Source organism: Pannonibacter phragmitetus DSM 14782 (genome assembly GCF_000382365.1).
GTDB classification, from domain to species: domain Bacteria; phylum Pseudomonadota; class Alphaproteobacteria; order Rhizobiales; family Stappiaceae; genus Pannonibacter; species Pannonibacter phragmitetus.
In genome coordinates, this window is record NZ_KB908223.1 from 139,932 (window position 1) to 158,837 (window position 18,906).

The 18,906-nt window shown below is 62.7% G+C and carries 19 protein-coding genes; 5 read left to right on the forward strand and 14 right to left on the reverse strand.

Annotated elements, in window-relative coordinates:
* Positions 1–110: 110 nt before the first annotated feature.
* Positions 111–1,001, reverse strand: coding sequence for a cell envelope integrity EipB family protein (locus tag H163_RS0114175; RefSeq protein ID WP_019965261.1), 891 nt, complete (start codon positions 999–1,001; stop codon positions 111–113).
* Between the two features lie 233 nt (positions 1,002–1,234).
* Here H163_RS0114175 and H163_RS0114180 point away from each other — a divergent pair, with 233 nt between their 5' ends.
* The 4 genes from H163_RS0114180 (at position 1,235) to H163_RS0114195 (ending at position 4,517) form a co-directional block, all read left to right on the forward strand.
* Positions 1,235–1,699, forward strand: a complete 465-nt coding sequence (locus H163_RS0114180; RefSeq protein ID WP_019965262.1) for a RidA family protein — start codon at positions 1,235–1,237, stop codon at positions 1,697–1,699.
* A gap of 86 nt (positions 1,700–1,785) precedes the next feature.
* Entirely contained in the window at positions 1,786–2,547 is a 762-nt protein-coding gene (locus H163_RS0114185) for a glycerophosphodiester phosphodiesterase family protein (RefSeq protein ID WP_019965263.1), read from the forward strand.
* A gap of 128 nt (positions 2,548–2,675) precedes the next feature.
* On the forward strand, positions 2,676–3,965 hold the full coding sequence (locus H163_RS0114190) for a GNAT family N-acetyltransferase (protein ID WP_019965264.1): 1,290 nt from the start codon (positions 2,676–2,678) through the stop codon (positions 3,963–3,965).
* A gap of 123 nt (positions 3,966–4,088) precedes the next feature.
* Positions 4,089–4,517: an HIT family protein gene (locus tag H163_RS0114195; RefSeq protein WP_019965265.1), complete on the forward strand. Its 429-nt coding sequence runs from the start codon at positions 4,089–4,091 to the stop codon at positions 4,515–4,517.
* Between the two features lie 27 nt (positions 4,518–4,544).
* Here H163_RS0114195 and H163_RS0114200 read toward each other — a convergent pair whose 3' ends face one another.
* The 10 genes from H163_RS0114200 to H163_RS0114240 all read right to left on the reverse strand — a co-directional run bounded on the left by H163_RS0114200 (position 4,545) and on the right by H163_RS0114240 (position 15,038).
* Positions 4,545–4,910, reverse strand: a complete 366-nt coding sequence (locus tag H163_RS0114200; RefSeq protein WP_019965266.1) for an AzlD domain-containing protein — start codon at positions 4,908–4,910, stop codon at positions 4,545–4,547.
* Positions 4,907–5,698: an AzlC family ABC transporter permease gene (locus tag H163_RS0114205; RefSeq protein WP_244296092.1), complete on the reverse strand. Its 792-nt coding sequence runs from the start codon at positions 5,696–5,698 to the stop codon at positions 4,907–4,909. Before H163_RS0114205 ends, H163_RS0114200 begins: the two co-directional genes overlap by 4 nt.
* 254 nt (positions 5,699–5,952) lie before the next feature.
* Positions 5,953–6,654, reverse strand: coding sequence for an LEM-3-like GIY-YIG domain-containing protein (locus H163_RS24415; protein ID WP_147290409.1), 702 nt, complete (start codon positions 6,652–6,654; stop codon positions 5,953–5,955).
* A 25-nt stretch (positions 6,655–6,679) separates the two neighbouring features.
* A complete protein-coding gene (locus tag H163_RS0114210) occupies positions 6,680–6,940 on the reverse strand; it encodes a type II toxin-antitoxin system ParD family antitoxin (RefSeq protein ID WP_019965268.1) in 261 nt (86 codons plus the stop codon).
* Positions 6,941–7,134: 194 nt separating this feature from the next.
* Entirely contained in the window at positions 7,135–8,535 is a 1,401-nt protein-coding gene (locus tag H163_RS0114215) for an L-serine ammonia-lyase (RefSeq protein WP_019965269.1), read from the reverse strand.
* Positions 8,536–9,801: a serine hydroxymethyltransferase gene (glyA, locus tag H163_RS0114220; RefSeq protein ID WP_019965270.1), complete on the reverse strand. Its 1,266-nt coding sequence runs from the start codon at positions 9,799–9,801 to the stop codon at positions 8,536–8,538.
* 73 nt (positions 9,802–9,874) lie between these two features.
* On the reverse strand, positions 9,875–10,411 hold the full coding sequence (locus H163_RS0114225; protein WP_019965271.1) for a sarcosine oxidase subunit gamma: 537 nt from the start codon (positions 10,409–10,411) through the stop codon (positions 9,875–9,877).
* A gap of 10 nt (positions 10,412–10,421) precedes the next feature.
* Positions 10,422–13,412: a sarcosine oxidase subunit alpha gene (locus tag H163_RS0114230; RefSeq protein ID WP_019965272.1), complete on the reverse strand. Its 2,991-nt coding sequence runs from the start codon at positions 13,410–13,412 to the stop codon at positions 10,422–10,424.
* Entirely contained in the window at positions 13,409–13,708 is a 300-nt protein-coding gene (locus H163_RS0114235) for a sarcosine oxidase subunit delta (RefSeq protein WP_026355860.1), read from the reverse strand. The genes H163_RS0114230 and H163_RS0114235 overlap by 4 nt, the downstream gene beginning before the upstream one ends.
* A 76-nt stretch (positions 13,709–13,784) precedes the next feature.
* Positions 13,785–15,038: a sarcosine oxidase subunit beta family protein gene (locus H163_RS0114240; RefSeq protein ID WP_019965274.1), complete on the reverse strand. Its 1,254-nt coding sequence runs from the start codon at positions 15,036–15,038 to the stop codon at positions 13,785–13,787.
* Between the two features lie 95 nt (positions 15,039–15,133).
* Between H163_RS0114240 and H163_RS0114245 the strand changes: the two genes are divergently transcribed.
* Entirely contained in the window at positions 15,134–16,144 is a 1,011-nt protein-coding gene (locus tag H163_RS0114245) for a GlxA family transcriptional regulator (RefSeq protein ID WP_019965275.1), read from the forward strand.
* On the opposite strand, the gene H163_RS0114250 is transcribed toward H163_RS0114245, so the two are convergent.
* The 3 genes from H163_RS0114250 to H163_RS0114260 all read right to left on the reverse strand — a co-directional run.
* The gene (locus H163_RS0114250) at positions 16,128–17,201 is read right to left on the reverse strand and encodes an FAD-binding oxidoreductase (RefSeq protein WP_019965276.1); all 1,074 of its coding nucleotides are present in this window, start codon (positions 17,199–17,201) and stop codon (positions 16,128–16,130) included. The genes H163_RS0114245 and H163_RS0114250 overlap by 17 nt on opposite strands.
* A 7-nt stretch (positions 17,202–17,208) precedes the next feature.
* Positions 17,209–18,450 (reverse strand): aromatic ring-hydroxylating oxygenase subunit alpha, encoded by a 1,242-nt coding sequence (locus H163_RS0114255; RefSeq protein ID WP_019965277.1) that lies wholly within the window; start codon positions 18,448–18,450, stop codon positions 17,209–17,211.
* A 219-nt stretch (positions 18,451–18,669) separates the two neighbouring features.
* On the reverse strand, positions 18,670–18,906 hold a 237-nt coding region (locus H163_RS0114260), incomplete at its 5' end, for an IS256 family transposase (protein WP_026355861.1).

Below are 18,906 nucleotides of genomic sequence, written 5' to 3' on the forward strand. Positions count from 1 at the left end.
GAACCAGAACCGAAAGGCCTTGGCTCACCGGTACCGGATCTTCGCTTCGCTTTCGTCCGGTATGACGAAGGAGAGGTTGTAGCTGCCTCGCAGGCGACTCTCCTCCGCGCTCACTTCTTGCAGGGAGCAGCTGCCGGGAGGGCCTCGAAGTTGGTCAGCTTGCCTTCCAGCTTGAAGTCGCCGTAGTCGAGCTTCAGCTTGCGGCTGACGCCGTTTTCATAAAGCAGGAAGCTGATCTGGTAGACGGGCGTTGCCTCGCCGCCGTGATCCAGATCCGGATCGAAATAGGCAATGGTCACCGGCCAGCGCTGCCCCGCGCCGATGCCGGTCACGGCCTTGGCTTCTTCCTCGCCCGGCGCATCCTCACCCGATTGCGGCGCACCGATGACGGCTGCGGTGCCATAGACCTTCTCGCCCGTCTCCGCCCCGTCGAACACATCCGCCTCGAAGAAGGAGCCGCCCTCTCGGGCCGCGTTGATCAGCGCCTGAATGTGAGAGATCGGGTAATAGACATCCTTGCCCGTCTCGACCTTCTTTTCCTCGGGCTCGGTGAGGCTGATGGTCAGACGGTTGTCCTTTTCCTCGGCCGTGCCCCGGGTTTCGACGGTCAGCGTCTGGCCGGAATAGGTCTGGCTGAGGAACTCCAGCGTGTTGGCTTCCGGCTCCTCGAAGGTGGAGTTGCGCAGATCGGTGATGCTGGAGGTGCCGCTGTCATCGACAAAACGGGTGACGATGCGCAGATTGACCGCGTACCCCTCGCAGGCCGAACCAGTCATTTCATAGACCATGCGCCCGGTGATATCGGAAATGCTGACGCCATCGCCCGCATCCGAGAGCTTCATGTCATAGACGGCACGGTGCGGCATCAGCGGCAGCGGGCCGGACTGGGCGGAAGCGGCGGCGCTGCCCGCCCCGGCAAGGCCGATCATGCCGGACAGAAAGATTGGCCAGGCGCGCCAGGATCCCTTGAAGATAGGAACGGCAGCTCTTTTTCCCGACATCAATCACTCCTCATCGAACCCATGAACTGTCAGCCAGCAGCCCTTTCCCTAGCACACTCGCTGGCAATTCGGGCAAGTTTGAAGCAGCGCGGGACAAGTTTGCCCCCAAAGATGCTGCAAGTCAGCTTCCTGCCCTCAGTTTCGGACGGCCGAAGGCCCGGAAGCCCTTGCCGGGCGTGCAAATTTGCGCAATCACTGGCGCCGGTTCCCGCCCCTTTTCAGAGGAAGATTCCATGTCTGGTACCATCGAAGCCCGCCTCGCCGAACTCGGCGTCACCCTGCCGGTTCCCGTTGCTCCGCAGGCCAATTATGTTCCGGTGGTGCGCACCGGCAACCTGCTGTTCATTGCCGGCCAGATTCCGATCGGCCCGAACGGCATCGAATATGTCGGCAAGGTCGGCGCGGAATTCAGCGTTGAGGAAGGTGCCGCCTGCGCCCGCCTGTGCGCCATCAACATCCTCGCCCAGACCAAGGCTGCCATCGGTGACCTCGACAAGGTGGTGCGCGTCGTCAAGCTGACCGGCATGATCAACTCCACGCCGGACTTCATCCAGCAGTCGCAGGTCGTCAACGGCTGCTCCGACTTCATCGTCGAGGTGTTCGGTGACAAGGGCCGCCATGCCCGCACCTCCGTCTCCGTCGCCTCCCTGCCCTTCGGCGTTGCCGTCGAGGTCGAGGCTGTCATCGAAGTCGAATAATCTTCGGCTAAAGCTCCGGGCGGGCTGCCTGCCCGGAGCTTGTTTTCCCTTGCTGCGGCGATTGCCGCCATTCCGGATCATTTCCCATGACCGACCATTCCTGGATCGTTTCCCGCCCGATTGCCCACCGCGGCTTCCACACGGCTTCCGCCGGCATCATGGAAAACAGCCCCACCGCCATTGCCGAGGCGATGACGCGCAATTACGCCATTGAGGTGGACGTGCAGGAAACCGCCGATGGCAGGGCGCTCGTGTTCCATGATGATGACCTGGACAGGCTGGCAGAAGGCACTGGTCCCGTTCTGGCCCGCACGGCTGGCGAACTGACCGCCATCCGCATGCAGAAGGGCACGGACCGTCTGTGGCTGCTGGAAGAGCTTCTGGAACAGGTGAACGGCAAGGTGACTCTGGTCGTCGAGATCAAGTCGCTGATGAAACCGGATGCCCAGGCAGATTTCGTGCGCCATGTTGCCGATACGGTGCGCGGCTACAAGGGCCCGCTGGTGCTGAAGTCCTTTGATCCGGACATGCTGTCCGTGCTGCGCGAGCATGCGCCGGAAATTCCGCGCGGCATCGTTGCCGACAGCACGCCCAACAAGGGCGAGTACCGCCAGCTGACGCGCATGCAGCGCTTCATCCACCGCCACCTGCTGCACGCCCCGCGCACGAAGCCGCATTTCATCTCCTATCACTACAAGGACTTGCCGATGATGGGGCCGAGCGTCCTGCGCAAGTTCTTCAACCTGCCGATCATGGCCTGGACCGTGCGTGACCCAGCCGACCGCCAGCGCGCGCTTGCCTTCGCAGACCAGATCATTTTTGAGGGCTTTGACACCGACAAGGTGTGAGGGCAGCCGCAGTCAGGGCACATACCTGCAAAATCTGCCCAAGCCCCCTTGCACTGCGCTCTACAGGCTCTACCCTTTGAGCGAGGCGCAAACCTCCTGCGCCAGTCAGCCTTGAGGATAGCGGTCGCATGAGCGGCAACACACCGGCAGATCAGGACGGCGGCCTTGCGGTGACGCTGCGCATTGCCAATGGCCTTGGCGGCGTAGCGGCAGAGGACTGGGACAGGCTCGCCAATCCCGGCTGGAGCCTGGGTCCAGGCGGCCACCTCAAGCCTTCAGAAACAGAATCCGGTGCGGACTTCAACCCATTCATATGCCACGCTTTTCTGCAGGCGCTCGAAGAAGCGGGCTGTGCCACGGCCCGTACCGGCTGGGCGCCACATCATCTGCTGCTGGAAGCCGAAGACGGAAAGCTGCTGGGCGCAGTTCCGGCCTGGCTGAAAAGCCATTCGCAGGGCGAATATGTGTTCGACCACGGCTGGGCGGAAGCGTTTCACCGTGCCGGCGGCGAGTATTATCCCAAGCTTCAGGTGAGCGTGCCCTTCACGCCCGCGACGGGGCGCCGTTTTCTTACTCATCCCGATCTCGACCGGGAAACCGGCATCGCCGCCCTGTCGCAGGGGCTGGTGGAGGTCTGCCGCCAGTCGGGCGCGTCCTCCGTCCACGCCACGTTCCTGACCGAACCGGAATGGAACCAGATGGGCGATGCCGGCTATCTGCTGCGCACCGACCAGCAGTTCCACTGGGAGAACCGGGGCTACGCAAGCTTTGACGGCTTCCTGGAGGATCTGGCCTCGCGCAAGCGCAAGGCCATCCGCAAGGAGCGCAAGGAGGCCCTGTCGGCCGGCATCGAGGTGGAATGGGTGACGGGCCGCGACCTGACCGAGGCCCATTGGGATGCCTTCTTCGCCTTCTACATGGACACGGGCGCACGCAAATGGGGCCGTCCCTATCTCAACCGGCGCTTCTTCTCGCTGGTGAGCGAGCGCATGGCGGAGCGCATCCTGCTGGTCATGGCCAAACGCGAGGGGCGCTACATCGCCGGGGCGCTGAATTTCATCGGCTCGGACACGCTGTTTGGCCGCAACTGGGGCTGCACGGAGCATCACCCCTTCCTGCATTTCGAGCTTTGCTACTATCAGGCCATCGACTTTGCCATCGCCCATGGGCTGAAGGTGGTGGAGGCGGGAGCGCAGGGCGAACACAAGCTGGCGCGCGGCTACCTGCCCCGGCTCACCCGCTCCGCCCACTGGATCGCCCATCCGGGCCTTCGGGCCGCCGTCGCCGATTATCTGGAGCGGGAGCGGCGGGCGGTGGAGATGGATGCCGCCATCCTCAGCGAACACGCCCCCTTCCGGAAGGGCGGCCAAGATCAGGCGCCGGAGGCCGCATGTGACGCAGAGTCCTCAGAGAGTTGAGAACCGCGTTTCACACACTGAGTCAGCGGCTTCACAAACAGAATCAATGCCCCGCAAATGCCCGTTGCCCGGCTGCAAGGGGGCAGCTAGGGTGCCCGCAAACACCCTTGAACGGAGAGACTGATGACCAGCCCTGCCTATGACGACAGCAACGTCTTTGCCAAGATCCTGCGCGGCGAACTGCCCAGCCACAAGCTCTATGAAGACGGCAAGACGCTGGTGATCATGGACATCATGCCCCGTGGCGACGGCCATGTGCTGGTGATCCCCAAGGCGCCGTCGCGCAACATTCTGGATATCGCAGAGGAAGACCTCTTCGCCGTCATGGCCACCGTGAAGAAGATGGCACAGGCCGTGATGAAGGCCTTCAGCGCCGATGGCACGACAATCCAGCAGTTTTCGGAAAGCGCCGGCGGCCAGGTGGTGTTCCACACCCATTTCCACGTGATCCCGCGCTTTGAAGGCATAGCCCTTCGCCCCCACACCAGCGCCATGGCCGATCAGGCCGTGCTGGCCGAACAGGCAGACAAGATCCGCGCCGCACTGGCGTAAAGACAAGAAGCTGCTGGGTTGCTCCCTTCACCCCAGCAGCAGCCAGCCGCCGATGAGAACAGCTTCGGCGGCAAGAACACCGGCGAACACGGTCTGCCGGGCGGCATGGAAGGCGGCAAAGCCGCTAACTGCGGCGGCCACACGCAGCCAGGCGGAGGTCTCGGCCAGCGCTCCGCTCGGGAAAAGGATCAGCTTCGAGATCACTCCTGCCACCAGAGCCGTAGCGATGGAGCGCACGAAGATCAGGATCTCGCTGTCCTCGCGCAGGTTTCCTGCCGCCAGCACCCCCAGCCAGCGCCAGATATCCGTCGCCAGCCATCCGGCGAAGATGATCATCACATAGGGCCACCACGCTGTCACGCCCTGCATGAAGGCTGTATCTGCCGCCATCATTCGGCCCCCCATCCTGCCCGGCGGGCAATCCGGACCGCCAGATAGGCCGCTGTGCCGCCCACCGCGCCGGTGATCAGCAGGTCCGGCCCCGGCATGAGCCAGTAGAACAGCGGCCCCAGCACGAGGCCGAGGACCATCGCCAGCTTGTCGGTGGGCAGGCGCCCCGCCGTCCACAGCGAGCAGAGGAAATAGACCGGTGTCAGCAGGAACAGCGCTCCGGCCACCATCGGCGGCATGTTGTCGACCAGAACATAGGAAACACCGGTCACCACCGTCACCGTGCCGGTGAGGAAACAGGCAAAGCCGAGGAAGAACGGCAGCCGCCCGGACCTTGGCAGATCCGGCAGGTTTCGCATGGCAAAGACCCAGGCGGTGATGGCGACGAAATGCGAGGCAAAGAGCAGCAGCCAGGTTGGCGCTTTCTTCTCCGCCCGCAACACCGGCATCAGCGCCACCGTCATCGGCATCAGGCGCACGGAGGCCAGAGCTACGGCAATGGCCGCCGGGATGAGCCCCATACCGGAGGCAATCGCCCCGGTCAGCACCACGATGCTGGGCAGCGCCCAGACGAGGCCGGCCATCATCAGCGTCTGCGGCAGCGTCAGCCCGCTTTCCCGCGCCAGCCCCGCATAGCCGACGAAGGCCGCAGCGAGAATGAAGCCCGGAATGGAAATGGCGGCCCGGACGCCCCTGAAAGCCCAGACCCGCGCCGGAAGAACCGTCTCAGTCTCCGGTGCAGGGGCTGCCCCTGTTCCCGTTCCGGGAGGCGGCATGTCTGATTGCGTCATGATCCGTGATCCGTCCGGATGGACCACGGCCGGAGCCAAGCACCCCAGACCACGGCAGCCCACCCGCTTGCAGAACATTGGCACACACGGAAGCAGTGTGCGGCAGGAGGCCTATTGGTAACACCGCCAAGCTGCATGAGCCAAGGCCGGGAGGGCGAAAAAGGGTTCGGTGTGGAGAATAACTTCTTTGCACACACTCAACGTCACCAAGACGAGAGACGGAATGCATAAGCGTCAACTGATCAGCGAGCTTTTCATAAGGAAAAGCGGATCGGGTTTGCTAAACCTTTTTTCTTTTGCAATCGTTTATTAAGAAAACGTGAGCGAACTGCATCATCAGCGACGACACCGGAAAACCGCCAACGATCCCCTACCTTTTCCCAAGAATTGACTTTAAAAACCTCAACAATGAACCCGCGATATTCAGACAAAGCAAACTTAATTTTCTTTGTTCTCCGATCGGCAATTTTCCAATTTCCGCGAGTTACATCATAGAATGATTTCGAAAATTTCGCCTCTCTGTAACTCTTATTTATGTTTATAATAACAATATCGTGATCAATATATTCAAGCGTCGGCGCCATATACCTTCTTTGAAGCTCTTCGACTGTCATAATTCCAAAATTCGAAGAATTCCACCCAGATGCAACGTTCGTCAACTGATAATCATTAAAATTCAAAAAATCAATTAAGACAGACTCAACCAAAAGACTTTGTGAATCGCTCATTCCGTGCCTAATTATAATATGCTCAACATTAGACCCTCGACGCATGATTGACTTTATTCGTTCAATTTTTTCAGTTACGGCATCTGATAAAACAGCACCTGCAGCGTGTGAGAATACCCGATTTCCTTTTCCCTTTCCTATATAGAATGGTTTTCCGGTCATCGGATCAATCAGCGCATAAACATAAAACCCAATATCTTCTTCAATACTACTGTCAAAATATTTCATCTTCACTCTCCCGACGCGATTTTAATCAAAATATTTCCTCGCGGGCCTCGGCAAGCATGCCGTCAAAGTCCATGTCAGAGGCACTGCCGCTGGCCTTGCCCTCCTGCCAAAGGCTTTTCAGGTGCTTGATATCCCCGCGCCGCTGTGCCCATTTGGCGGACCAGTCGCGCAGGGCCTCGCGGATGACCTCACTGCCGCTGGCATAGGCGCCGCTGGCAACGGCCTCGCGCAGCAGGTCGGCCTGCTGCGGCGTCATGGAAACGCTGATCTTTTCGACATTGGCCATGAAGCATCTCGCCGTTGGATTGGTGGTAAAGATTACCACCGCATATGGCAGGCTTCAAGTTTCCACACATGAGGGATGGCAAGACTCCCGGCCTTGAAGGATAGCGCCTCGCAAAGGCTCACAGCCGCAAGAAGATGCCGGTTCCCGGGGAGCTGGCCCGTCCGGGAACCGGAAGACTGCAAGCCATCAGCCGGTCAGCATTCCGGCAAGTTGACGGCGATGCCGCCCTGCGACGTTTCCTTGTACCTGTCGTTCATGTCCCTGCCGGTGTCACGCATCACCCGGATGCAATTGTCCAGCGGCAGGAAATGCGTGCCGTCGCCGCGCAAGGCAAGGCTTGCGGCTGAGACGGCCTTGATCGCGCCGAGGGCATTGCGCTCGATGCAGGGAACCTGCACGAGACCCGCAGCCGGATCGCAGGTCATGCCAAGGTGATGCTCCAGCGCGATCTCCGCCGCATTCTCGACCTGTTCATTGGTGCCGCCCAGCACCGCGCAGAGCCCCGCCGCCGCCATGGCCGAAGCCGACCCGACTTCACCCTGACAGCCAACCTCCGCCCCCGAGATCGAGGCATTGTGCTTGATCAGGCCGCCGATGGCGGCTGCCACCAGCAAATAGTCGCGGATCTTCTCCTGGTCCGCCCCGACGCAGTGATCGAGATAGTAGCGCCCCACGGCCGGCACGACACCAGCAGCGCCATTGGTTGGCGAGGTCACAACCCGGCCACCGGCCGCATTCTCCTCATTCACGGCCATGGCATAGACGCTGAGCCAGTCATTTGCCTGATGCGGCTGGCTGAGGTTCTGCCCGCGCTCCCCTTCCAGCTGCCGGTGAATCGAACGGGCCCGGCGGCGCACCTTGAGGCCGCCCGGCAGGATGCCTTCCTGCGTCAGCCCGCGTGTGATGCAGCCATTCATGGCGGCCCAGATGGCGTCGAGCCTCTCGTCCAGCCGCTCGCCCAGCCGCGCCTCCTCGTTGGCGCGCTTCATCTGGGCAATCGTCCTGCCGGAAGCTGCACCCATCTCAAGCATCTGTGCCGCCGTTTCAAACGGATATGGCACGATGGCAACGTCCTGAACGGGGGCCTCCCCCGCCTGAAGCCCTTCCAGCTCCGCACTGGTCACGACAAAGCCGCCGCCAACAGAGTAATAGGTCTGCTCGTGGCAAACCTGCCCCTCAACATCAAAGGCCTTCAGGATCATGCCGTTCGGATGGCCCGGTAGCGCCGGGCCGTAGTCAAAGATGAGATCGCGGTCCGGCTCGAAGATCAAACCGCCCAGCCCGTCCGGGTTCACGCGGCCGGTGCTGCGCACCTCGGCCTCAATCTCCTCGGCGCGGTTGGGTTCCATCGTGTCCGGACGCAGTCCGCACAGGCCCAGGATCACCGCACGGTCCGTCGCATGCCCCTTGCCGGTGAAGGCCAGGCTGCCATGCAGGCTCGCATAAAGCCGGTGCGGCCGGGGCATGCCAGTGACCTGGCCGCTCCCGCCACGCAGGTCGTCAAGGAAACGCGCAGCGGCAGCCATCGGGCCCATCGTATGCGAGGACGACGGGCCGATGCCGATCTTGAAGATGTCAAAGACCGAGAGGAACATTCATGCCCCGTAGATTGGAAAGCGATCGCACATTGCCTTGACTTCGGCGCGGATGGAAGCTTCGAGAGCCGCGTCCCCCTCCGGGTTTGCCCCCAGAGCACGCAGGACACGCAGGATCATCTGCCCGATCTGCCGGAACTCGGCCTCGCCAAAGCCGCGGGTGGTGCCGGCCGAGCTGCCGAGACGGATGCCCGACGTCACGAAAGGCTTTTCCGGATCAAACGGAATGGCGTTCTTGTTGCAGGTCAGGCCCGCCCGTTCCAGAGCGATTTCCGCCGCCTTGCCGGTGACGCCAAGCGGGCGCAGATCGCACAGGACCATGTGGCAGTCCGTTCCGCCCGAAACGATGCCGACGCCACCCTCAATCAGCGTATCTGAAAGCGCACGGGCGTTGGCGATGACCGCTTTCGCATAGTCCTTGAACGAGGGCTGCAGCGCCTCGCCGAAGGCAACGGCCTTCGCCGCGATCACATGCATCAGCGGGCCGCCCTGATTGCCGGGGAATACGGCGGAGTTGAACTTCTTCGCCAGATCGTCGTCATTGGTCAGAATGACGCCGCCGCGCGGGCCGCGCAGGGTCTTGTGTGTGGTCGAGGTGGTCACATGCGCATGCGGCACCGGGTTCGGGTATTCGCCCGCAGCAATCAGACCTGCGTAATGGGCCATGTCCACCATCAGATAGGCGCCAATCTCATCTGCAATGGCGCGGAAGGCGGCGAAATCCATGTGGCGCGGATAGGCGGAGGCGCCTGCCACGATCAGCTTCGGCCGCTCGGCCAGCGCCTTCCCGCGAACCTTGGCCATGTCGATGAGATGCGTGTCTTCTTCAACCTCGTAGGACACGACGTTGAACCACTTGCCCGACATGGTGACGGGTGAACCGTGGGTCAGATGCCCGCCATGGGCCAGCGACAGGCCCATGATCTTGTCCCCTGGCTGCAGCAGCGCAAGGAAGACGGCCTGGTTGGCCTGAGCGCCGGAATGCGGCTGCACGTTGACATGTGCGGCCCCGAACAGCTGCTTCAGGCGGTCGCGGGCAATATCCTCGACCTCGTCCACGAATTCGCAGCCGCCGTAGTAGCGCTTGCCGGGATACCCTTCGGCGTATTTGTTCGTCAGAACAGATCCCTGAGCCACCAGAACGTCAGGCGAAACAATGTTCTCCGAGGCGATCAGCTCGATCTGATCCTGCTGGCGCACCAGCTCGCGGGAAATGGCACCGGCGATGGCCTTGTCCGAAATCGCCTGGATATTGGTGTCGAACATGCGAAATCCTTTCTAGAGAGCGTGATGGCCCGCGGCCGGCAGGCCGCAGAAGCACATGTCAATGTGGTACGGCTCAGAGGCCGGCCTTGAGCTCGGCCGAGACCTTCGCCAGGATCGCCCGGACATGGGGCAGGAAACTGCGCCACACATCCATGCGGAAACTGTCCGGCCCGTCGCGCCACAGGATCACGGTCGCGCTGTCAAACAGCGTCCGTACAGCGCGGCCGGCCGGCAGCGCATCCACGTCACGCGGACAGGCCGCCGTCAGCGCGGTCAGCGCCTGCGGCCCGGACAGGCGCAGCGTGATCTCGCGGTCGCTGATCTCGACGAGGCTGTGCGGGATCCGGGCATAGGCCTCAGCTCCTGCAGCAATCAGGGCCTGACGCCCGGCTTCGGGCACAAGGATCACCCACTCGTCAGGGCCGGTGCACAGAACCTCGGTTCCCCCTGCACCGGACTTGTGGCTGATATGGTCCGGCAGCTCCAGCCCGAGGGCCTCAGCCAGCGCGGCGCGGTTCTCCTGCTTGACCCGCAGGGAGAACCGGGGAGACGAGCCCAGCTCTTCCAGCAGGAAAGGCCCGTTGGTGAAGTCATGGCGTTGTATGGTCATGTCGCGCTCCTCAGGCCTTCAGCCGTTCGCCTTCAGGGTCGTAGAAGTCCGTCGAAGTGATCGTAGCGCGCACCGTGCCATGCGGCATCGGAATATGCACCGTCTCACCCATACGGCCATGCCCGCCCGCAATCAGTGCCATTGCAATGGGCCGCCCGAGCGCAACCGAGTCGTAGGATGAGGTGACGTGCCCCACCATCGTCATCGGCAGCTTCTGGTTCGGATCCAGCACGATCTGCGCGCCCTCTTCCAGTCTGGAGCGGTCCTCGGTCAGAAGACCGACCAGCTGCTTGCGGTTCGGCGCGACGATGTCGGGACGGGCGAGCGAGCGCTTGCCGACAAAGTCCTTCTTGGCCTTGCCAACGGCCCAGTCGAGGCCCGCATCCTGCGGCGTCACCGTTCCATCCGTGTCCTGCCCCACAATGATGTAGCCCTTCTCGGCGCGCAGGACGTGCATCGTCTCCGTGCCGTAGGGGCAAATGCCGTAAGGCTGCCCGGCCTCGAAAATCGCCTTCCAGAGCGCCAGCCCGTGGCGGGCGGGAACGTTGACTTCAAACCCCAGTTCGCCGGTGAAGCTGACGCGGAAAAGACGCGCCGGGAAGCCTGCGACGGTACATTCGGCCACCGACATATGCGGGAAAGCCGCATCGGACATGTCCAGTCCATTGACCAGCGGCTCGAGCAGCTTGCGGGCATTCGGGCCGTTGACCGCAACGGTTGCCCATTGCTCGGTCGTGGAGGTCAGCCAGACGTTCAGGTCCGGCCACTCGGTCTGAAGGTAGTCCTCCATCATGTTCAGCACACGGGCAGCACCGCCCGTGGTGGTGGTGACATGGAACAGATCGTTCGAAAGCCGCCCGATCACGCCATCGTCCCGGATGAAGCCATCCTCGCCCAGCAGCAGGCCATAGCGGCAGCGGCCCGGCTGCAGCTTGGTCCAGGGGTTGGTGTACATGCGGTTCATGAACTCCACCGCATCGGGGCCTGCGACCTCGATCTTGCCGAGGGTGGAGGCATCGAACATTCCGGCGGAGGCGCGTGTCTCCCGGCACTCACGTGCGACGGCGGCGTGCATATCTTCGCCCGCTTTCGGGAAGTACCAGGCCCTGCGCCACAGCGAGACCGGTTCGAACACCGCGCCTTTCGCCTCGGCCCAGGGATCGATGAGCGTCTTGCGGGTCAGCTCGAAGGTGTCGCCCTTGTGATAGCCCGCAAAGGCGCCGAAGCTCGTCGGCGTATAGGGCGGACGGAAGGTGGTCAGACCCACCTCGGGCGGCGCCTTGCCCAGTGCGTCGGCGGCGATCATGAGGCCGTTGATGTTCGACATCTTGCCCTGATCGGTCGCCATGCCGTTCGTGGTATAACGCTTCACATGCTCGATCGAGCGCATGCCCTCCCGGACGGCCAGACGGATGTCCTTGGCCGTCACGTCGTTCTGGTAGTCAACGAAAGCCTTGGCCTTGCCCGCACTGCGGTCGGTCGGAAGCTCGGTCTGGCTGGAGCCTGTTCCAAGGCGGTCGCCCTCGACCCTTGCCGCCAGCGGCTGGCCGGTCCGGCCCAGCGCCTCTGCCACGGCAAGCCCGGCGCGCACGCCGTCTTCCAGCACCGGGCCATAGCCCCAGAGCCCGCGTCCTGCACCCGCAATCTGGCAGGCCTCAGTCTTGTGGCCCGGCAGGAAGGTGCGGCTCTCCTTGTCCCAGCTCAGCGAGCCCTTGGTGTGGGAGAAGAGATGCAGCGAGGGTGTCCAGCCGCCTGATATCAACAGGGCGTCACAGGCAATCTTGCGGCCCGCACCGGCCTTGCCGTTGTGGACGGGATTTACGCGCACGCCGTTGACGCGCAGACGGCCATAGGTGGCAGTCGCGGTGTGGCTGGTCAGCACTTCAATTCCACGGCGGCGTGCAGCCTCGACAAGATCAGGACGAACCTGACCACGCGTGTCGGCAATGGCGGCAATGCGGCAGCCAGCGTCCGCCAGATCGAAGGCTGCATACCAGGCACTGTCGTGGCTGGTCACCACTGCGGCGCAATCGCCGACCTTGACGCCATAACGGTTCAGGTAGGTCTGTGCCGCGCCTGCCAGCATGACGCCGGGGCGGTCGTTTCCGTCAAAGACCAGCGGCTTTTCCAGCGCACCCTGCGCCAGCACGACCTGACGGGCGCGAACCCGCCACATCCGCTCGCGCGGGGCATCCTTGGGGGGCTGGTCCAGATGGTCGGTCAGCCGCTCGGCCAGACCAACCATGTTCTGATGATAGTAGCCGATGGCCGTTGTCCGCGTCATCAGCGCGACACCCGCCGCACGCAGCTGCGAAAGCTGCTCGGAGAGCCAGGACCAGGCGTTCAGCCCCTCGATCTGCACGGCAGGATCGAAGAGCAGAGAGCCGCCCATTTCGGGGTTCTCGTCCACCAGCACGACCTTGGCGCCGGACTTCGCGGCGGTCAGTGCTGCCGCGATGCCAGCTGCACCGCCGCCGACGACAAGCACATCCGTATGCAGATAGCGCGAGGCATAATTGTCGGGATCTGGTTCGGACGGCGACTTGCCGAGGCCGGCGGCCGCGCGGATGAAGGGCTCGTAGACCTTGTCCCAGAAGCTGCGCGGCCACATGAAGGTCTTGTAGTAGAAACCCGCGGAAAAGAGCATGTAGGCGCGGTCGTTCACCGCCCCGATGTCGAACTTCAGCGACGGCCACTTGTTCTGGCTTTCCGCCACCAGCCCTTCGCGCAGTTCCTGCACGGTGGCGCGGGTGTTCGGCTCGAACCGGCCCGGTCCACGCGATGTGCCGATCAGCGCGTTCGGCTCTTCGGAACCGGCACTCACCGGTCCGCGAGGCCGGTGATACTTGAAGGAACGGCCCATCAGATGCACGCCATTGGCAAGCAGCGCCGACGCAACCGTGTCGCCGCGCAGACCTTCATAACGGCGGCCGTCAAACGTGAAGCTGACAGGCTCGGCAGGATCTGTCCGGCCCAGGCCGGGGACGCGATAGCGGCTCATTCCACGCCCTCCAGTTCAGTCTCTGCCGGACGCTCTTCGCCGGCCTTGTAGGTCTTCAGGAACCTGTCGCTGACCGTGTCGCGGCAGGCGTTGAAAAAGCGGCCGCAGCCATGGACATGGCGCCAGCGTTCAAAGTGCTTGCCGCGCGCATTCGTGCGGATGAAGAGGAAATCACGCCATTCCTCGTCCGTGAGGGCCGAGGGGTCTGCCGGGCGCGCGATATGGGCCTCGCCCGCATAGGCAAACTCGAGCTCGGGCAGGGTTTCGTCGCAGTAGGGACAATGGATCAGGAGCATCGGAAACCTCTCATAGCCAGGCTCTGGGATGCTGCCGCATCCCGCCTTGAAATTGCTCATGCGCCGCACGGGCTCATCAGTGCGCGACAGCGGCAGCGGCGGCCTCGTCGATCAGACGGCCGGTGGTGAAGCGTTCCAGGGTGAAGGGTGCATTGACCGGATGCGGCTCATCCTTGGCGACTGTCCAGGCCAGCGTGTGGGCAGCGCCCGGCGTCGCCTTGAAGCCACCGGTTCCCCATCCGCAGTTCACATAGAGCCCCTTGACCGGCGTCTTGCCGAGGATGGCGCTGCGGTCAGGCGTGACGTCCACGATGCCACCCCACTTGCGCAGCATCCGCATCCGGTTGAAGATCGGGAAGACCTCGCAGATCGCCGCCACGGTGTGCTCGATCAGCGGCAGGCCGCCGCGCTGGCTGTAGCTGGTGTACTGGTCGGTGCCCGAACCGATCACCAACTCGCCCTTGTCGGACTGGCTGATATAGGCGTGGACCGTGTTCGACATGACGACGCACGGGAAAATGGGCTTGACCGGTTCGCTGACCAGAGCCTGCAGCGGGTAGCTTTCCAGCGGCATCCGCACACCGGCGCTGTCCATGACGACACTGGTGTGACCGGCGGCCGAAACGGCAACCTTTTTCGCCTTGATGAAACCCTTGGCGGTTTCAACCCCGATGACGCTGCCATCCGGCCCGCGTCGGATCGCGGTCACCGGGCAGTTCTGGATGATGTCAACGCCGCGCGCTGCCGCCGCCCGCGCATAGCCCCATGCCACCGCATCGTGCCGCGCCGTGCCCGCCCGCATCTGCAGCGCCGCACCCATGACCGGATAGCGTGCGTCCGGGCTGATGTTCAGCGGCGGACAGAAGGCCTTGGCTTCGGCCGGCGTCAGCCAGCGGTTGTCCACCCCGTTGAGCCGGTTGGCGTGAATGTGGCGCTGGAAAGACTGCACGTCATGAACGTTATGCGCCAGCATCATCACGCCGCGCTTGGAATACATGACGTTGTAATTGAGTTCCTGGCTGAGGTTCTCCCACAAGTCCAGGGCATGATCGTAAAGCCGGGCGCTTTCGTCATAGAGATAGTTGGAACGGATGATGGTCGTGTTGCGCCCGGTGTTGCCGCCGCCCAGCCAGCCCTTGTCGATCACCGCGACATTGGTGATGCCATGTTCCTTGGCAAGGTAATAGGCCGCGCCCAGACCATGCCCGCCTGCCCCGACGATGATGACGTCATACTCGGCCTTGGGCTGGCTGTCCGGCCATTGTTCGCGCCAGCTCTTGTGGCCTGTCAAAGCGTTCTTGAGCAGGGACAAGGCAGAGAAACGTTGCATGGCGGGATCCTCTCAATCGCAGCTGAGTGTCACATTATGGTCTTGGATCGCACCTTGAATGTAGATTTGCGCCAGGTGTCATGTAGGATCGCGTCATGACAGCTGCCCGTACCATCCCCCCTGCCCGCCTGCGTGTTGCCTTCCTGCTGGCCGACCAGTTCACCCTGTCGGCTTTTGCCAATTTCGTGGATGTCCTGCGGCTGGCGGCGGATGATGCGGACAAGTCACGGCGGATTCTGTGCGACTGGACCGTACTGGCAGAGCAGATGGATCCGATCCGCTCCAGCTGCGGTGTCCGGGTGCAGCCGGACATGCCGCTGCGCCGGGCAGCGGCCTTCGATTACCTGGTGGTGGTCGGAGGGCTGATCAGCGACCGGGCAGCCTTTGGCCCGCAGGCGCTCGCCTTCATCGCGGAAACGGCGGCGCAGGGTGTGCCGCTGGTCGGGCTTTGCACCGGCGTGTTCACGCTGCAGGCAGCGGGCCTGCTGCAGGGCTACCGGTGCTGCGTCAGCTGGTTCCACCATCAGGACTTCATCGACCGTTTCGACAATGAAACACCGATTTCGGATCAGATCTTCGTGGTGGACCGGGACCGGCTGACCTGCTCGGGCGGGCACGGCGCGGCGCATCTGGCGGCGTTTCTGGTCCAGCGCCATGTCGGGCAGTCTGCCGCCACGAAAAGCCTCAACATCATGATGATCGAGGATGCGCTCAGCGGCCAGCGCGCCCAGCCCGGCCAGATGCTGGCAAGGCAGGCAAGGGACGAGCTGGTCAAGCGTGCCGTTTTGAAGATGCAGCAGAATATCGAGCAGACGCTGAGCATCGACCAGATCGCATCTGCCCTCGGGACCGCCCGGCGCACGCTGGAGCGCCGGTTTCAGGCGGATCTGGGCCAGTCGCCCCGGCGCATCTATCTGGAAATCCGGCTGGACCGCGCCTCGGCCCGGCTGCGCCGGACCGAGCAGTCAGTGACCGACATTGCACTCGCCTGCGGCTTCTGCGACGCGCCGCATCTGGCGCGCGCGCTGAAGACTGAGCGCGGGCTCACACCCGGCGAGATCCGCAGCGGCAGACTGGCAGGCGCCGGCGCTACGCCTCAAGAGTGACGGTGCCGCGCGGGTTCGAGCAGCAGGCAAGGATGTAGCCTTCCTCGATCTCGTCGTCGCTGATCCCGCCATTGTGGACCATGTGCACCTCGCCCGACAGCTTGCGGATGCGGCAACTGCCGCACACGCCCATGCTGCAGCCAAAGGGAATGGCCACACCGGCCGCGCGGGCCGCAAGCAGGACCGTATCCATGGTGCTGCAGTCGTGGGTGACACCAGACTCCTCGAAGACCAGCTTCGCCGTGTCTTCCACTGCATCGGAGCTCGTGCCCGTCTCGACCACAGGCACCTCACCAGCTTCAGGCGTGCCGAAGCTCTCCTGGTGATAGTGGGCCATGTCGAAGCCGAGACCGGCCAGCGCTTCGCTGACCGACTGCATGAAGCCTTCCGGCCCGCAGCAGAACACCTCACGTTCAAGATAGTCCGGGGCCATCAGACCCAGCATCAGCTGGTTGAAGCGCCCCATGTACCCAGTCCATGGCTGATAGATGTCGCTTTCCTGCACCACCCATTTGAGGTCAAGACCTTCAATCCGGGAGGCCATATGCTCAAGCCTGCGCTTGAAAATGATCTCGGACGGGCGCTTTGCGCAGTTGACGAAGACGATGTCACAGCTCCGGCCGAGATCGTAGATCTCGGTGGTCATCGACATCATCGGCGTGATGCCCGACCCGGCCGAGATGAAGAGGTACTTTTTCGCGGGGAAATGGGTGGACGTGAAACGCCCGCCCGGCCCCTTGACCTTCAGCCTTGTTCCGGGCCGCACATTGTTCATGATCCAGCGCGTTCCGATACTGTCCGGCTGCGCCTTGATCGTGATCGTCAGCGACTTCGGCCGCGTCGGCGAGGAAGAGATCGTATATGTCCGGTAGATCGGGCCGCCCGGCACCGGCAGTTCCAGCGTGAGGAACTGACCGGCCAGAAACACGAAGGGACGGCCCGACGGTGCCTGAAAGCAGACCGTCACGACATCAGGGGCTTCCGGCAGGATCGAGACGCATTCCAAGAGTTCGTCATCGGTCCATTTTGCCGTCACGCTCTGCTGGGCATCAATCATATCAATCTCACTCCGCCGCGACTGCAAGGCCCGGCTGACGGGCCTTGAGGCGGTCCAGATACCAGTTCACGAACTGGATGACACCATCCTCGTGCAGGGTCGAATAGGGACCCGGTTCGTAGGCGGGCGAGCAAATGCCCTGCTGATTATGCTCGACGACGCGGCGGTCCTCGTCGTTCGTATGCTCCCAGACCGTGGTCAGGTTCTTCAGGTCGTAATCAACGCCTTCCACGGCATCCTTGTGGACGAGCCAGGTCGTCTGGACCTCGGTTTCCATCGGGCTGATCGGGGTCACGCGGAAGGTGATCGAGTGATCGGTCAGGAAGTGATTCCACGTCGTCGGATAGTGGAACAGCAGCAGCGTGCCTGCATCCAGGAACGGCACGCGGCCAAGCCGCTTCTGGACCGCGATCTTGCCATCGAGCGTGTAGCTTTCCGCCCCGTCCAGCAGCGGCATCCGGGCGATGCGGAACTGGCCGTCCGGCGCAATCTGGAAGCGCGAAGGGGCACCGGCGCCTTCCAGGCGGTTGAAGTGGTTCTCAACCTTTTCGGGGAAGGTTCCGTCTGGGCTCACGCCGGTGATCGAAGGGTCTTCCGGGTAGGTGCGGCACAGATCGGGATGGTTGCCCGCGCAGTGATAGCACTCGCGGTTGTTTTCCCAGACCAGTTTCCAGTTGCCGTTCTCGATGATCGTGGACTGGAAGGCGACCTTGGCATCGCTCAGATCGTGAACGCCAAGATAAGGCGTCACGGTGCTTCCAAATGCCTCGAAATCAGGCGCCTCCGCCGCAAGGCAGATATAGACCAGCCCTGAAACGACGCGGCAGTGGACGGGCTTCAGGCTGTGCTGCGACGGGTCGAAGTCCGCGCCCATGTCGCGCGCCCAGACCAGTTTGCCATCGAGGCCATAGGTCCACTGATGGTAGGGGCAGGTGAGCTTGGCCAGACGTCCCTGCGACGAGGTGCAGATGACCGAGCCGCGGTGCCGGCAGGAATTGTGAAATGCCCGGATGTTCCCCTGATTGTCGCGCACCACCACGACATCATAGGCGCCGATACGAAGACGCTGGTAGCTGCCCGCCTTTTCCAGCGCGCAGGCCGGGATTGCATAGAGCCAGTCGCGGAAGAAGATCGTTTCCATATCCTCGGCAAACACTTCGGCCGAAGTGTAGAAGGCCTGCGGCAGGCCATGGCCGGGCTTGTGCTGCGCGATCAGATCGGAGATGGGCTGGGAATAATGTCCTGGCATGGTGGGCTCCTGAAAAGCCGGGGGTTGATCTTCTTGCAACGAAGCCGGTCTGGCCGTTTCCTGACAAGAGAGGAAGTTCTCAGGCGGGATTAACCCAGCTAAATGCTTGCCGCTTCGTCACGGCAGCGACCGTTCCTGTGCCGGAAGCGACATCACGTCTGCACCTGAATTTCAGGTCGTGTGCGTCAAGTTCTGCAATTTGGGCGGCCATGAATCTGGTCATGCTGCTTTTCGGAGTTGGAGCTTTTTGTGCTCCTTGAGATCGTCCATGTTGATGTAGCGGTTGGCCTCCATCCAGTTTTCGTTGGTTTCGACAGCTAGGGCCCTGACGAGGCGCAGGCAGCTTTCGGTGTTGGGGAAGATGCGCACGACATAGGTTCGGCGTCTTATCTCCTCGTTGAGGCGCTCGAGCATGTTGGTCGACTTCAGATGCTTGTGGTGCTGGCGCGGCAGCCG

Coding starts and splice junctions, on each gene's coding strand:
- H163_RS0114175 (WP_019965261.1), bottom strand. CDS start 1,001: ATGTCGGGAAAAAGAGCTGCCGTTCCTATCTTCAAGGGATCCTGGCGC.
- H163_RS0114180 (WP_019965262.1), top strand. CDS start 1,235: ATGTCTGGTACCATCGAAGCCCGCCTCGCCGAACTCGGCGTCACCCTG.
- H163_RS0114185 (WP_019965263.1), top strand. CDS start 1,786: ATGACCGACCATTCCTGGATCGTTTCCCGCCCGATTGCCCACCGCGGC.
- H163_RS0114190 (WP_019965264.1), top strand. CDS start 2,676: ATGAGCGGCAACACACCGGCAGATCAGGACGGCGGCCTTGCGGTGACG.
- H163_RS0114195 (WP_019965265.1), top strand. CDS start 4,089: ATGACCAGCCCTGCCTATGACGACAGCAACGTCTTTGCCAAGATCCTG.
- H163_RS0114200 (WP_019965266.1), bottom strand. CDS start 4,910: ATGATGGCGGCAGATACAGCCTTCATGCAGGGCGTGACAGCGTGGTGG.
- H163_RS0114205 (WP_244296092.1), bottom strand. CDS start 5,698: ATGACGCAATCAGACATGCCGCCTCCCGGAACGGGAACAGGGGCAGCC.
- H163_RS24415 (WP_147290409.1), bottom strand. CDS start 6,654: ATGAAATATTTTGACAGTAGTATTGAAGAAGATATTGGGTTTTATGTT.
- H163_RS0114210 (WP_019965268.1), bottom strand. CDS start 6,940: ATGGCCAATGTCGAAAAGATCAGCGTTTCCATGACGCCGCAGCAGGCC.
- H163_RS0114215 (WP_019965269.1), bottom strand. CDS start 8,535: ATGTTCCTCTCGGTCTTTGACATCTTCAAGATCGGCATCGGCCCGTCG.
- glyA (WP_019965270.1), bottom strand. CDS start 9,801: ATGTTCGACACCAATATCCAGGCGATTTCGGACAAGGCCATCGCCGGT.
- H163_RS0114225 (WP_019965271.1), bottom strand. CDS start 10,411: ATGACCATACAACGCCATGACTTCACCAACGGGCCTTTCCTGCTGGAA.
- H163_RS0114230 (WP_019965272.1), bottom strand. CDS start 13,412: ATGAGCCGCTATCGCGTCCCCGGCCTGGGCCGGACAGATCCTGCCGAG.
- H163_RS0114235 (WP_026355860.1), bottom strand. CDS start 13,708: ATGCTCCTGATCCATTGTCCCTACTGCGACGAAACCCTGCCCGAGCTC.
- H163_RS0114240 (WP_019965274.1), bottom strand. CDS start 15,038: ATGCAACGTTTCTCTGCCTTGTCCCTGCTCAAGAACGCTTTGACAGGC.
- H163_RS0114245 (WP_019965275.1), top strand. CDS start 15,134: ATGACAGCTGCCCGTACCATCCCCCCTGCCCGCCTGCGTGTTGCCTTC.
- H163_RS0114250 (WP_019965276.1), bottom strand. CDS start 17,201: ATGATTGATGCCCAGCAGAGCGTGACGGCAAAATGGACCGATGACGAA.
- H163_RS0114255 (WP_019965277.1), bottom strand. CDS start 18,450: ATGCCAGGACATTATTCCCAGCCCATCTCCGATCTGATCGCGCAGCAC.